Origin of the sequence: Nibricoccus aquaticus (assembly GCF_002310495.1) — a bacterium.
Taxonomy (GTDB): Bacteria; Verrucomicrobiota; Verrucomicrobiia; order Opitutales; family Opitutaceae; genus Nibricoccus; species Nibricoccus aquaticus.
This window is the reverse complement of record NZ_CP023344.1, coordinates 498,665-512,475: the sequence shown is the minus strand read 5'-3', so window position 1 is coordinate 512,475 and position 13,811 is coordinate 498,665. Positions and strand designations below refer to the sequence as shown.

At 60.2% G+C, this 13,811-nt stretch carries 10 protein-coding genes and 1 tRNA gene; 10 read left to right on the top strand and 1 reads right to left on the bottom strand.

The genetic code is table 11. The annotated features are described in order from the left end of the window. Window positions 1-71: 71 nt before the first annotated feature. Both leuC and leuD read left to right on the top strand, forming a co-directional pair. Window positions 72-1,484, top strand: a complete 1,413-nt coding sequence (gene leuC, locus CMV30_RS02170) for a 3-isopropylmalate dehydratase large subunit (protein WP_096054497.1) — start codon at window positions 72-74, stop codon at window positions 1,482-1,484. 104 nt (window positions 1,485-1,588) lie between these two features. Further along, window positions 1,589-2,191 (top strand): 3-isopropylmalate dehydratase small subunit, encoded by a 603-nt coding sequence (leuD, locus tag CMV30_RS02165; protein ID WP_096054496.1) that lies wholly within the window; start codon window positions 1,589-1,591, stop codon window positions 2,189-2,191. Window positions 2,192-2,314: 123 nt separating this feature from the next. On the opposite strand, the gene CMV30_RS02160 is transcribed toward leuD, so the two are convergent. Next, a complete protein-coding gene (locus tag CMV30_RS02160; protein WP_096054495.1) occupies window positions 2,315-3,235 on the bottom strand; it encodes a serine O-acetyltransferase in 921 nt (306 codons plus the stop codon). A 132-nt stretch (window positions 3,236-3,367) separates the two neighbouring features. Here CMV30_RS02160 and CMV30_RS02155 point away from each other — a divergent pair. The 8 genes from CMV30_RS02155 (at window position 3,368) to CMV30_RS02120 (ending at window position 13,672) form a co-directional block, all read left to right on the top strand. Continuing rightward, window positions 3,368-3,452, top strand: a tRNA-Leu gene (locus CMV30_RS02155). 114 nt (window positions 3,453-3,566) lie between these two features. Further along, window positions 3,567-4,892, top strand: a complete 1,326-nt coding sequence (locus tag CMV30_RS02150) for an SIR2 family protein (RefSeq protein WP_096054494.1) — start codon at window positions 3,567-3,569, stop codon at window positions 4,890-4,892. Between the two features lie 235 nt (window positions 4,893-5,127). After that, the gene (gene nqrF / locus CMV30_RS02145; protein WP_096054493.1) at window positions 5,128-7,395 is read left to right on the top strand and encodes an NADH:ubiquinone reductase (Na(+)-transporting) subunit F; all 2,268 of its coding nucleotides are present in this window, start codon (window positions 5,128-5,130) and stop codon (window positions 7,393-7,395) included. A 24-nt stretch (window positions 7,396-7,419) separates the two neighbouring features. After that, window positions 7,420-8,313: a hypothetical protein gene (locus CMV30_RS02140; RefSeq protein ID WP_096054492.1), complete on the top strand. Its 894-nt coding sequence runs from the start codon at window positions 7,420-7,422 to the stop codon at window positions 8,311-8,313. Then, complete coding sequence (locus tag CMV30_RS02135) at window positions 8,310-9,365, top strand: aldose epimerase family protein (RefSeq protein ID WP_175414696.1); 1,056 nt, start codon at window positions 8,310-8,312, stop codon at window positions 9,363-9,365. The genes CMV30_RS02140 and CMV30_RS02135 overlap by 4 nt, the downstream gene beginning before the upstream one ends. Before the next feature lie 77 nt (window positions 9,366-9,442). Continuing rightward, complete coding sequence (locus CMV30_RS02130; RefSeq protein WP_096054490.1) at window positions 9,443-10,534, top strand: Gfo/Idh/MocA family protein; 1,092 nt, start codon at window positions 9,443-9,445, stop codon at window positions 10,532-10,534. Window positions 10,535-10,565: 31 nt separating this feature from the next. Continuing rightward, complete coding sequence (locus CMV30_RS02125; RefSeq protein ID WP_096054489.1) at window positions 10,566-11,387, top strand: sugar phosphate isomerase/epimerase family protein; 822 nt, start codon at window positions 10,566-10,568, stop codon at window positions 11,385-11,387. Between the two features lie 344 nt (window positions 11,388-11,731). Further along, on the top strand, window positions 11,732-13,672 hold the full coding sequence (locus CMV30_RS02120; protein WP_096054488.1) for a hypothetical protein: 1,941 nt from the start codon (window positions 11,732-11,734) through the stop codon (window positions 13,670-13,672). Window positions 13,673-13,811 lie beyond the last annotated feature (139 nt).

The following is a 13,811-nucleotide window of genomic DNA, read 5'->3' as shown; positions in this document are numbered from 1 at the left end:
CTTGACGCCCGGAGTCGTTTTCGGGCAAGTTCACGACCCTCTTTTTAGTCTCACTCAAAATCACTTTTCCCATGGCCAAATCACTGTTTCAAAAAGTCTGGGACGCTCACACCGTCCGCAAGCTGGCTAACGGCCAGACTCAATTGCTGATCGGCACGCACCTTATCCATGAAGTGACGAGCCCGCAGGCGTTCGGCATGTTGCGCGATCTCGGCCTGAAGGTCGCTTATCCGCACCGCACGTTCGCGACGGTCGATCACATCGTGCCGACGAACGAGCTGGTCGAGCCGTACAAGGACACGCTCGCGCAGGCCATGATGGACGAGCTGCGCAAAAACACGAAGGACTTTGGCATCACTTTCTTCGACCGCGCGAGCGGCAAGCAGGGCGTCGTCCACATCGTCGGTCCCGAGCAGGGTATCACCCAACCGGGTACGACGATCGCGTGCGGCGACTCGCACACGTCCACGCACGGCGCGTTTGGCGCGATCGCGTTTGGTATCGGCACGTCGCAGGTGCGCGACGTGCTCGCCACGCAGACGATGGCGCTCGGCGCGCTCAAGGTTCGTCGCATCGAGGTTAACGGAAAGCTGCGTCCCGGCGTGTATGCGAAGGACGTGATTCTCCACATCATCCGCCTCACCGGCGTGAACGGCGGTACGGGCTTTGCCTACGAATACTGCGGCACCACGTTTGACGGCTTCTCCATGGAGGAGCGCATGACGGTGTGTAACATGTCCATCGAAGGCGGCGCGCGCGTCGGTTACGTGAATCCGGACCAGACGACGTTCGATTATCTGAAGGGCCGTCCGTACTCGCCGACTGGCGCGGCTTGGGACGAAGCGGTTACTCGCTGGAAGTCTTTCGCCTCCGATCCGGGCTGCCATTATGATGACGTCATGAAGATCGACGCGGCCGACATCGCGCCGACCGTCACCTGGGGCATCAATCCCGGCCAGGGTATCTCGATCAACGAGACGATTCCCGATCCTGCCAAGGCTACGTCGGTCGACGAAAAGGCGGGCATCATCGAGGCGCTCGAATACATGAAGCTCCCGGCTGGCGCTCCGATCAAGGGCACCAAGATCAACGTCGCCTTCCTCGGCTCGTGCACGAACGGACGTCTCTCTGACTTCCGCGAAGTCGCGAAATTCATCAAGGGCAGGAAAGTCGCCTCGGGCGTGCGCGCGATCGCCGTGCCCGGCTCGCAGATCGTCGCTCTCCAGTGCGAAAAGGAAGGTATCGACAAGGTGCTGGCCGAGGCCGGCTTCGAGTGGCGCGCCGCGGGCTGCTCGATGTGTCTCGCGATGAATCCCGACAAACTCGTCGGCGACGAACTCTGCGCGTCGTCCTCCAACCGCAACTTCAAGGGCCGCCAGGGCTCCATCACCGGTCGCACGGTGTTGATGAGCCCGGTCATGGTCGCCGCCGCCGCTGTCACGGGCCAGGTCGCGGATGCTCGTGAAGTGTTCTCGGTCAACTGATCTCGAAGTAGCGAGTAGTGGGTAGCGAGTAGCGAGCATCACGCTCACACCGCTTTTTCACCTACTCGCTACCCACTACCCGCTACTCACTCCTTTTCAAAAACATGGCTCTCGAAAAAATCACCCAAGTCACCGGTCGCGGCGTTTACGTCCCCGGCAACGACATCGACACCGACCGCATCATCCCGGCGCGCTTCATGAAGTGCGTCACCTTCGACGGTCTCGGCGAATTCGCGTTCTTTGACGTCCGCCACGATCCGCAGGGTAACAAGATCGATCACCCGATCGACCGTCCCCAGCACAAGGGCGCGACCATCCTCCTCTCCGGTGCCAACTTCGGCTGTGGCTCTTCGCGCGAACACGCTCCGCAGGCGATCTCCAAGGCCGGTTTCAAGGCGATCATCGCCGAGAACTTCGCCGAGATTTTCTTCGGCAACAGCACCACGCTCGGCATGCCCTGCGTGAGCGCTAGCCGCGAAGACATCGCGAAGATCGCGGCCTACGTGAACGCCAACACCGACAAACCGATCACCATCGACCTGGAGAAGTTGGAAGTCCGTTTCGGCGGCGAATCCGTGAAAATCACCCAGCGCGAAACCGCGCGCGACGCGCTGATCAACGGCCGTTGGGACGCCATCGGCGAATTGATCGATGGCTTGCCTGCGGTGAAGACGACCGCCGCCAAGCTGCCGTACATGGCGGCCTGAGCGAGTTGGTCGCTCTCGTTGTTCGAACGAGTTTCTAAACAAAAAAGCCGCGTCCAAAATGACGCGGCTTTTTTGTGGATGGATGTGGGAACGGCACTTGCTAAGTGCCGTTCCGAATGCGGATCAAATCACCCAATCGCTGAACTCCTCCAGCAGCGCTTCCTTCTTCTTCCGCGGGCGGATGATCGAGGCGGTGTCGCCTTGGTAGTAGGCGATGCTGTTGGCGGGCATCGATTGCATGAGCCAGACGTTGGAGCCGACGATCGAGTTTTCGCCGATCACGGTGTCGCCGCCGAGGATCGTGGCGCCGGGGTAAACGATCACGCCGTCTTCGAGCTTTGGGTGGCGTTTCACGCCTTTCACCGGATGACCGGCGTCGTCCACGACAAACGACTTCGCGCCGAGAGTGACGCCTTGGTAGATTTTGACGTTGTTACCGATGCGCGCGGTTTCGCCGATGACGACGCCGGTGCAATGATCGATGAAGAAATGCGTGCCGATCTGCGCGCCCGGGTGGATGTCGGTGCCGGTGCGTTCGTGGGCGTACTCGGTCAACATGCGCGGGAGCAACGGAACGCCGAGTTTGTAGAGTTCGTGGGCGACGCGTTGGAGCGAGATCACCAGCACGCACGGATAGGCGAGGATGATTTCCTCGGTGCTGCGCGCGGCCGGATCGCCTTGGTAGGCGGCGGTGACGTCGGTCTGGACGATGCGGCGGATGTCGGGAAGGCGGGAAAGGAGAACGGCGGTGTGTTCGCGGGCGAGTTCGCTGGCGCGCGGCTCCTTGGCAAAACGCAGGGACTTTTCGAGTTCCGACGACAGCCGGCTTTCGATGCGCGCCAGCAACGCATCGACCAGCGACGGAACGCAGCTCTTGGTCAGCGCCTTTTCATCGAAGAACCCCGGGAAGAGGATGTGCATGAAATCCCGGGCGAGCTGGTTGACCGATTCCTCGGCGGGCAGGTTGGTGCCGTCGAGGTGATTGATGCCGCCATCGGTTTCGTAGGATGCGAGCAGGGCGCGTTTTATTTCGTCGTGGGTCATGGCCGGCCGGTGAAGGTGGCTGACAGTTGCCGGGGCGGGCAGGGGGTCAAAAGGGATTTTAAGATTTTCCCATTTCCGGGCTTTACACCCACGGCGCGAAGACTCTTATTCCGCACTCCTCCGACTGGAAACGCTCAGGTGGTGGAATTGGTAGACACACACGTTTGAGGGGCGTGTGCCGTAAGGCGTAAGGGTTCGAGTCCCTTCCTGAGCACCAGCGGTCGAGGAGACTGAGTCTCCAAGCCGCACAATAACTAGTGCTTGCTCCACGAAAACGGGAGGTCGACTGTGAGAAAAGCAGTGTTAGGACGAAGCCTACAAAGGTCTATCGATGTCCACCGATTGCGCACCTGATGCCAAAAAGAAGCTGCTAGTGATTCTCGGAGCGGGCAGCTCGATCGAACAAGGTTTCCCTTCTGTCGACGACTTAGACCGCGATCTCCGAGAGCAGGCTAAAACATATGTTAGTTCGCGAGGCGGCCCTGATTTCTTCCAAGTTCTCTGGGACAATCGTGAGCGTTATGGATTGGAGCTTACCGACGAAACTCGCCCACTTTTGGAGTGGCGCACCAGACCTACATTCGAACGTGTTTTAGGGGACCTCCATCTGCTCATGAATGCTACGCTCGGTTCTCCGCACGGTGATCCGATGTATTCACGATTGCTGAGTAGTTTTGATTTGAAGGAGCCGACGTCGAACAAGCTGTTTTATCAAACGCAGGGGCAGCTGAGTGCCTTACTTTCCCGAGTCGCTTTCCGTGTCAGAGGAACAAGTAAAATTTTTGAATTCGAACGCAGGGCGCGAACGGAATTCAAAACATACAGCTCTCTTTTTGCGGCTCTAGCCCGCACGTTCGATGTGGGAATTTATAACCTCAACTACGATACCGCGGCACTTAATGCTCTTCCGAACTCCTTTGTCGGGTTTGATCGTCACGGCGGTGCTTTTCTTCCGGCTAAGGTAATTGGCCGCAGAGAGTGGAGTTTCATTTATCATCTGCATGGCAGCGTGCATCACCGGATTATCAGGCCCGTCAAAGACACCGAACATATCGATTTCGGGCCCAAGATAATTTGGTACGACGATCTGTGGCAAAGCCGAGATACAGTGGACTGGGACGACACAGACTTCATTTCGACCAGAAGTGATCAGAAGCGAATGGTCGTGGCATCTTTAGTCGCAGGTGGATGGAAGCTCGATCAGCTGCAGTCAGATCCATTCCTAACCTTCTATAGCCAGCTAGCGCGACATGCTTATGAGGCGGACGCTGTCTTGATTGCTGGATATGGTTTCGGCGATTCGCATATCGATTCGATTCTCTCAAACATGCTTCGCTCACGCGGAAGTCGAGGGGCGTGGCCTCCAGTAATGATCCTCGATTGGGATAAAAAACGGCAACCCGTCGCAAAGCGATCGGATCCATGGGCCACAACCATGGCGATTACGATGCGAACTAGCCCGCAAAGATTTCGGAGCAAAGAAAACGTCGGTCAAAAACACTGGTTGAATCTTCCCGATGTGCTCCCTTCGGAAAGTTTCGAACAATACACCGACTCGGCGCGACCAGTGGCTCTCTACACCGGCGGGTTCCTAGCGGCTGCTACACATGCGGATGCTATCACTGATTGGCTCACCGGTGATTTTGGGGCTTTGTAGCTCAACAATGTGGCACGGTTAGTTAGTGGTCTTTCAAGCCTAGCTGACTTTATTTCATGGCCAGTGAGTGTGCGTTTCGGCTGGGAGTTAATTTCTATTTCATGAATTAGAGCTCTTCGCCGACTTTTTTCATGAATCTGCCTTTGCAGGTTTGACGCGCGCGAAAATGCCACCGCTTTCTATCGCGCAATTCCCCGTCCAACTCACCCCGCTTGGACCTTCCCCTGTTTAACTCATGAGTAAGATTGAACTCAGCGATTACAGCCTCGTGGGCAAAGACTCTGCGCTGGCGATTGAGAAAGGGCTGGCCGAGGCGACTTGGTATGCGTCGCCCGTTCCCAAGGCCAAGATGCGCGAGCTGCTGCAGCGCAAGGACGGCCCCGCGATCCGCGACACGATCATCTGGTTTTCGCTGATCATCGCGGCGGGCGTGTGGGGTTTTTATTGGTGGGGCAGCTGGTGGGCGATCATCCCGTTCGGCCTCTACAGCGTGCTCTACGCGTCGACGTCCGACTCGCGCTGGCACGAGTCGAGCCACGGCACAGCGTTCAAAACCGACTGGATGAACAACGCGCTCTACGAGGTCGCGTCGTTCATGGTGCTGCGCGAATCGACGCCGTGGCGCTGGAGTCACACACGCCACCACAGCGACACGATCATCGTCGGCCGCGATCCCGAGATCGCCGTGCCGCGTCCGCCGGATCTCGTGGGACTCGGGATGGCGTTCTTTAACATCAAAACGTTTCCCAACTACGCGAAGAACGTCCTCCTCCACTGCACCGGCAAACTCACGCCCGAGGAGCTCACGTACATCCCCGAATCGGAGCACTCGAAAGTGTTCTGGAAGGCGCGCGTCTACGTCGTGATCTACGGCACCGCGCTCGGCTTCGCGATTTATTACCGCACGTTCCTGCCGCTCATGTACGTCGGCCTGCCCAATCTCTGGGGCGCGTGGCTCATGCTCGTCTACGGACTCACGCAACACACCGGCCTCGCGGAAAACGTCCTCGATCACCGCCTCAACTGCCGCACGGTGCGCATGAATTTCATCAACCGGTTTTTCTACTGGAACATGAATTTCCACCTTGAGCATCACATGTTCCCGCTCGTGCCGTATCACCAGCTGCCGAAGCTCCACGAGATCATCAAAGACGACACGCCCACGCCGTATTCGGGACTCTACGACGCCTGGCGCGAAATCATCCCGGCCGTGCTCCGCCAGCGAAAAGATCCCGCGTACCACGTGAAGCGCGTCATCCCGACGCCTACTGACCGCAAGGAAGTTTCCCAAGTCGCCCCCGCGATCACCTCGGCCAACCGCCCGGTCGTCAATGGCTGGATCGAGGTTTGCGACAGCGCGATCCTCGGGAAAGAAGACGTAATCCGCTTCGACCACGCGAAGCGCACCTACGCGATCTACCGCCTCGCCGACGACGCCGTGTACGCGACCGACGGCATTTGCACGCACGGCAACACGCACCTCGCCGACGGCCTCGTGAAGGGAAAACTCGTCGAGTGCCCGAAGCACAACGGCCGCTTCGACGTCACCGACGGCTCACCGCAGCGCAAACCCGTCTGCATCGCGCTCCAGACTTATCCCGTGCGCGAGACCGCTGGGAAAATCTTCCTCCGCCTCGCCGCGAACGAAAGCGCCGCGCCCACCACGCAGAAGACCTACCGGTTCCGCGTGGTGAGCAATAACAACGTCGCTACCTTCATCAAAGAACTCGTCCTCGAGCCCATCGATCCGACCACGGTGATCAATTACCAGCCGGGCGACTACATGCAGCTGGACATCCCCGCGTATCCGGAAATCAAGTTCCGCGAGATCGCCGTAAACAAGCCGTTCTCCGACGTCTGGGAAGCGCAGCACGTCTTCGATTTCCGCAGCGAAAACGAAGTGCCGATCCGCCGTAACTACTCGCTCGCGACCAATCCCGCGACCGACAAACAGCTCCGCTTCAACGTCCGCATTGCCACGCCGCCCCGCGGCCAGGCCTGCAACGCCGGAGCCGGTTCCGCCTACGTGCACCGCCTCAAGCCCGGCGACGAAGTCACCGCGATCGGCCCGTTCGGCGAGTTTCACATCAAGCACAACGACCGCGAGATGGTTTACATCGGCGGCGGCGCGGGCATGGCTCCGCTCCGCTCGCACATCTCGCACTTGCTCGAGACGCACGGGACCGATCGTCGCATCAGTTTCTGGTACGGCGCGCGTTCGCTGCAGGAAGTTTTCTACGCCGATTACTTCCGCGATCTCGAAAAGCGTTTCCCCAATTTCACCTTCCACGTCGCGCTCTCGGAAGCGCAGCCGGAGGACAACTGGACGTCGTTCACCGGCTTCATCCACGACGTCGTGAAGGCCGAGTTGCTGGACAAACACCCATCGCCGAAGGGCGTGGACTTCTACCTCTGCGGCCCGCCCGTGATGATCAAGGCCACGACGGCGATGCTGCGTCAGTTCGAAGTCCCGCAAAACCAGATCGCGTTCGACGAATTTTAATTTTTCCCGCGGGAACGCACACTCATGCCTAAAAATCTCAACGACGGCTCGAACCAGCCGCCGCGTCTCAAAGTCTACCTGAACCTCGGCACGCTCACCGATCTTCCCGCGCACTCGATCTGGCCGAAGCTGAAAGGCGTCGAAGCAATGGCCTTCCTCAAGAAGGACGGCTTCGAAGGCGCGCAAGACGGCAGTGCCGCCGACTGCCGCGCCGCAGGCATCGGCTCCGCCGGAAGCGGTCGCATCGACTCCGTCGCTGAGGCGAAGGAGTTCGCGAAGAAAATGAAAGACGCGGGCCACGATGCCGCCACCGCGCACGTCGGCACCGGTTTCGAAGACGACGCGCAGATGGACGCCCTTGTGCGCGCCACCGTCGAAGCATCGGACGAGTTGAATTTCCCTCTCTATATCGAGACGCACCGCGCCACGATCACGCAAGATGTCTGGCGCACGATCCAGCTCACGAAGCGCGTTCCCGCCGTCCGCTTCAACGGCGACTTCAGTCATTACTACACCGGCCAGGAACTCGCCTACGGCGACATCGAAGCCAAGTGGCGCGCAATGCAGCCGATCTTTGACCGCGTCAGTTTCATGCACGGGCGCATCGGCAATACCTCGTGCATGCAGGTCGATATCGCCGACGGAAAACCGCCGGTGCCGCAGGCTTTTGGCATGTGCGATTTCCTCGCGCACTATCGCGCCATGTGGACGCACGCCATGACCGGTTTCCTGAAGTCCGCGAAGCCCGGCGACTACCTCGTCCTGGCGCCGGAGATTCTGTCGCCTGCGATTTATTACGGCCGCAAATTCACGCAGCCCGACGGCACTCTCCGCGAAGAGTCCGACCGCTACGCGCAGGCGCTCGTTTACGCGCGCATCGCCCGCGAATGTTTCGAACAAGCCAAACAACGTTCATGATCACCAAGAAAAATTTCGGCCAGCTACCCTCCGGCGAAGTCGTCGACGAGTACACGCTCTCCAATTCCCGCGGCCTCTCCGCCAAGGTCATCACCTACGGCGGCATCATCACCGAGCTGCATACGCTGGATCGGGCGGGAAAGAGCGCCGACATCGTCCTCGGTTTTTCGAGCCTCGAAAAATACCTGGAAGGTCATCCTTACTTCGGTTGCATCACCGGCCGCATCGCAGGCCGCCTCACGAGCGGGAAGTTCACGCTCGACGGCAAATCCTACAGCCTCGCGATCAACAACGCCCCGAATCACCTCCACGGCGGCAACACCGGTTTGGACAAACGCGTCTGGTCCGCCGAGATTGTGAAACACAGCAGCGGCTCCGACGCGCTCCGCCTCAGCTACCTCAGCCCCGACGGCGAAGAAGGTTATCCCGGCAACGTCCGCATCGCCGTCACCTACGTCGTCACCGAAGCCAACGAACTCACGATCGAGTACGAGGCGACGACCGACAAAGCCACGCTGCTCAGCCTGACCAATCATGCGTATTTCAATCTCGCGGGCGAGGGCAGCGGCCGCGTCGACGACCACGTGCTGCAAATTTTCTCCGACGAAATCGCGCCGTGCGGTGAAGCGATGACGCTCATCGATCGCCGCGAAGCCGTCGCGGGAAAAGCCAACGACTTCACGAAGCCCAAGCGCGTCGGCGACGCCTTGCCCGGTCTGTGGAATAACCACGGCGATAATTATTTTCTCCGCACTCAATCCACCGGCGCCGGTGCGAAGCTTACGCCAGCCGCGCGTTTGGTCGAGCCGCGCAGTGGACGCGTTTTGGAAATCACGACGACTGAGCCGTGCGTGCAGTTCTACAGCAGTTCGTCGCTCGACGATTCGTTCGTCGGCAAAGCGGGCAAACGCTACGAAAAGCACGGCGCGCTCTGCCTCGAGTGCCAGCGTTACCCCAACTCGATCAACGCTCCGCACCTCGGCAACATCACGCTCCGCCCCGGCGAAACTTACCGCCAGACGACCGTGCATAGTTTCTCAGTCGAGAAGTAAGCGCAGCGTTCCCTGATCCGACGCGACCGCTCACCCCGTTTCCGGGCGGTCGCCAGTTCACTTTCTTAGCATTACTCATGGACCTCAAAATCACGCCCACGCCGCCCGCCAAAAAAGATTACCGCATCGGTATCGTCGGCAGCGGTTTCATCGTCAGCGACTGCCACCTCGTGAGCTACCGCAAAGCCGGTTTCAACCCGGTCGCAATCGCCTCACGCACCCGCGAAAACGCCGCTAAAACCGCCGCGCGTCACAACATCGCGAAAGTCTACGACACCTACGAGCAGCTCCTCAACGATCCCACGATCGAGGTGCTCGACATCGCCGTGCCGCCGCAAAATCAGCTCGAACTGATCAAGGCCGCGTGCGCGCGCAAAACCGTCAAAGGCATCCTCGCGCAGAAACCGCTCGGCAAAAATTTCGCTGAGGCCGCCGAGGCCGTGCGCCTCTGCGAGCAGGCGGGCGTCACTCTCGCGGTGAACCAAAACATGCGCTACGACCAGTCGGTGCGCGCGGGCAAAACGCTCCTCGAAAACGGCACGATCGGCGCGCCCGTTTTCGCGACGATCGATATGCGCGGCGTCCCGCACTTGATGCCCTGGCAGGAGGAACTCGGCTGGGTCACGCTCCGCATCATGTCGATCCACCACATCGACTGCCTGCGCTATTGGTTCGGCGATCCAGAGCGGATTTATTGCAGCACGCGCTCCGACCCGCGCACGAAATTCGAACACACCGACGGCATCTGCTCCTACATTCTCGAATACGCCAACGGACTTCGCTGCGTCGTGATCGACGACATCTGGACTGGTCCGGCGAAAGAAGGCTGCCCGTCAGACATCAGCATCCAGTGGCGCATCGAAGGCCTCAACGGCCTCGCGATGGGCGACATCGGCTGGTGCAAAGATCCTTACACGAGCCCGTCGTCGATCCGCTACGCCGCGAAAGGCGACAAGTCCTTCACCGCGCCGACCTGGCAGGAGAGCTGGTTCCCCGACGCCTTCGCCGGAACGATGGGCCAGCTTCTTATCGCGCTCGAAACCAAACGCGAACCCGCCATCAGCGGCCGCGACAACCTCAAGACCATGGCGCTCGTCGAAGCCGCTTACGTCAGCGCCGCCGAGCACCGCGCCGTCGCGCCGAGTGAAATCCTTTCCCCGAAGAAATAACCCAAAACTCCCAACCCAACACACACCGCACATGAAACTAGGCATCATCAACAGCGCGTTCGGTCAGGCCGGCGTGGATACCGCCACCGGCCTCAAGCACATCGCCCGCATCGGCTTCGATTCGGTCGATCTTTTCGCCGAAGCCATGACCATCACCGCCGAGGAGAAAAAGATCATCGCGCGCACCTGTGAGCAGGAAAAACTCCCGATCATCTCCCTCGTCGTCGTCGCCACCGGGCTCGTCGATTTCAATGATCCGGTCCGCGATTTCCATGTCGCCCGTTGCAAGAAGACCATCGATCTCGCGGCCGAGTTTGGCGCGAAAAACATCCTGCTGGTTCTCGGCGAATACATCTGGCAGCGCGAAGTCATCCCGCCCGCCGCGCAGTGGGGCTGGGCCGTCGAGACGTGCAAAATCCTCGGCGACTACGCCGACACGAAGGGTATCGACATCGCGCTCGAGCTGGAGCCGTTCCGTCTGAGTTTGCTGAACAGCATTCACGAGATGGTCCGTTTTGTGGACGACTGTAATCATCCCCGCATCCGTGCGAACATCGACGTCAGCCATCTCGTCCTCGCCGACACCAGCCCGCTCGATGTCGCGAAGCTGAAGGGCAAGGCGATCCACGTGCACATCAGCGATTGCGACGGCAAGGTCCACGGAGACCTTCCTCCCGGCCGCGGTGTGGTGAAATTCGCGCCGTACCTCCAGGCGATCAAAGAGCTCGCCATCGACGGCACGATCTCGATCGAACTCGAATATTCTCCCGACCCTTCGAAGATCGTCGACTGGGTCGAAGAAGCCTACCGCGAAACCGCCCGCCTCATGCGCGAAACGGGTCTGCGGAAGTAACGAAACGGTTCATAGCAGCCTCAACGGCTCTCATTTCTACTTGGCGCGGGCATGACCAGTTGCCCGCGCTTTTTTCATACTGGAGGGCGGCGCTTCTTCGCCGCCGCTTTCCAAATGCCACCACATTCCCGGCATTTGCGGCGCTGACGAAGCAGCGCCCTCCAGGCTGAAGATAGACCTCAGACCTCTTTGAAGGGCTGGGCATCAACCGGGGTTTCCCGGGGCAAATCGCGCTTGCCACCCGGATACGCCCGGTGAAGCTGACCCGGCTCATCGGTTCAATTAGGCACCCTTCTTGTAGACACTTCCGCGGGTAACACATCTCGCTTTGCACCCTGTCAGTCATGGACGACAACGCTCCCTCAGAAAATCCTCCCAAGGATTTCAACAAACTCGATCTCACTCAACTCCAGGGGTTCAGCTTCGGCACCCTGTGGACTCAGGACAAATCGTCCCCGCGCGACGCGCGTGGCGATGAGCGTCCCCGTCGTAGAGACGAAGGTGAAGGACGCCGTGACGGTCCCGGTGGTGGCGCACCCGGTGGAGAAATCCGCCGTGATCGCCGTGCCTTCCGCAAACCAGCGGGCCCCGGTACGGATGCTCCGGCAGGCGGTGGTGGCGAAGGCGCACCACGTCCCGACTCCGGTGGCGGTGCGCCGTCACGTGGTCCAGGTGCTGGCGGTTACTCAGGTGGCCAGCGTCGCGATTTCCGCGGCGGCCCAGGCGGTCCCGGTGGCGGCGAACGCGGTGAATACCGCGGTGGTGGTCCGCGTTACGGTGGCCAGGGTGGCCCTCGCGAAGGCGGTTTCCGCGATGCGCGTGATGGCGGCCAGGAACGCGATCGCGGTCCGTACATCAGCCCGTTTTTCAACGTTACTTTCTATCCGGAAGACACCGGGTTCACGGCGCTGGCCAAAGCTATCCGCACCTCGTGCCGCACGTATGAGTTGTTCGAGATTGCCAAGGTGATCGTCGGCAAGAACGACCGCTACGTGGCTGTGATCCAGCGCAAGGCTCCTGAAGGTAACGGCCCGCAAGGCGCCGCTGAAGGTACCGCTGGTAAACTCGCGCCACTGGCGATTTCGATGCCCGACGGCCTGCCGTTCGAGTCCGAAGAAGCCGCCATCGCCCATGTGCTGAGCAAGCATCTCGGCGTGTTTTTTGATTCGGCCGAGGTCGAAATCGATCCGCCGAAGGGCAGCTATCAAGTGATCAACAAGTGCGGGCTCACGGGCGAATTGCTCGGGCCACCGAATTATCACCGCTACAATCAGATCGTGCAGCAGCATCATGCGGCCAAGGGCTCGCGGATGTCATTCGACGCTTACAAGTCGCGCATCGAGACGGTGCGCGATCCGGAGGTCGTCAACCAGTGGCTGGAGAAGATGAAAAAGGTCACGCGCTACACGTGGAAGAATGCCCCCGAAGGTACCACGCCGCTGACCTTTGATTCACTCGATGACGCGCGCAGCTACCTGCTCGCGAATGCCAAAGACAAGGTCGTGAAGCCGGTCGAGAATGCCCGTTTCCACGGCAAACTCATCGAGCAACTGCCGCAGGGCGAACTGCGCCGCGCCATCGAAGGCACGGCGGAGCGCCAGCGCCGTTTCCCACTCGATACGGCGAACGCGCTGCGCGGTCGTCTGCGTCGCGAAGGGTTCACGATCTTCAAGAAGGGCTCCAAGGGCATTTCCTATGTCTGTGCGGTGAAACGGAAATTCCGCGTCCCAGGCCAGACGTTCTCCGACACGATCGGCGCGCTCATCTCGTTCATCGAAGCGCACCCGATGGTGAAGGCCAGCGAGCTGCCGGTGAAGTTTGCGGGCATCCAGCCTCCGGTGGCAGCGCCGGTCGCAGCAGCTCCGGTTGCCGAAAGCGCTCCTGCGGCTGATGCGGCACCTGCCGCCGAGGGTGCGCAGCCGGTGATCGCGACGAGTGGCTCGATCGCTCCGTTTGCGCAGGGCCAGGGCTCGGCGCTCACGGCAGAAGATCAGTCCAAGTTGAACCGCCTCAATGGCGATCTCCGCTGGCTGGTGACCGAAGGTTATGTGACCGAGTTCATCGATGGCCGTCTCTTTGCCGCGCCGCCGATGACCGAGGCTCGCAAGAACGAGGTCGAAAAGTCCGAGCACGATCCGGAGAACTTCCCGGAAGCTCCGCAGACCACCCCGCCGATCCCGACGGCGGAGTCAGCCGCTCCGGTAGCAGATTCTGCTGAGACGGAAGTTGCGGCACCTGCAACCGAGGAAGCACCGCCGGAAGCAGAAGCTCCGAAGACGGAGTAAGTTTTTTGCGCGAGAGGCGCGGCGATTTTTTTCGCCGCGCCTTTTTTGTGGATGGGCGGGACGAGCTATGAAGGGGCTGCGCAAGCGCAGGCTCTGCATTGGAAGCAGACTGGACGACACGGAGGTCGTCCCTCCAGCG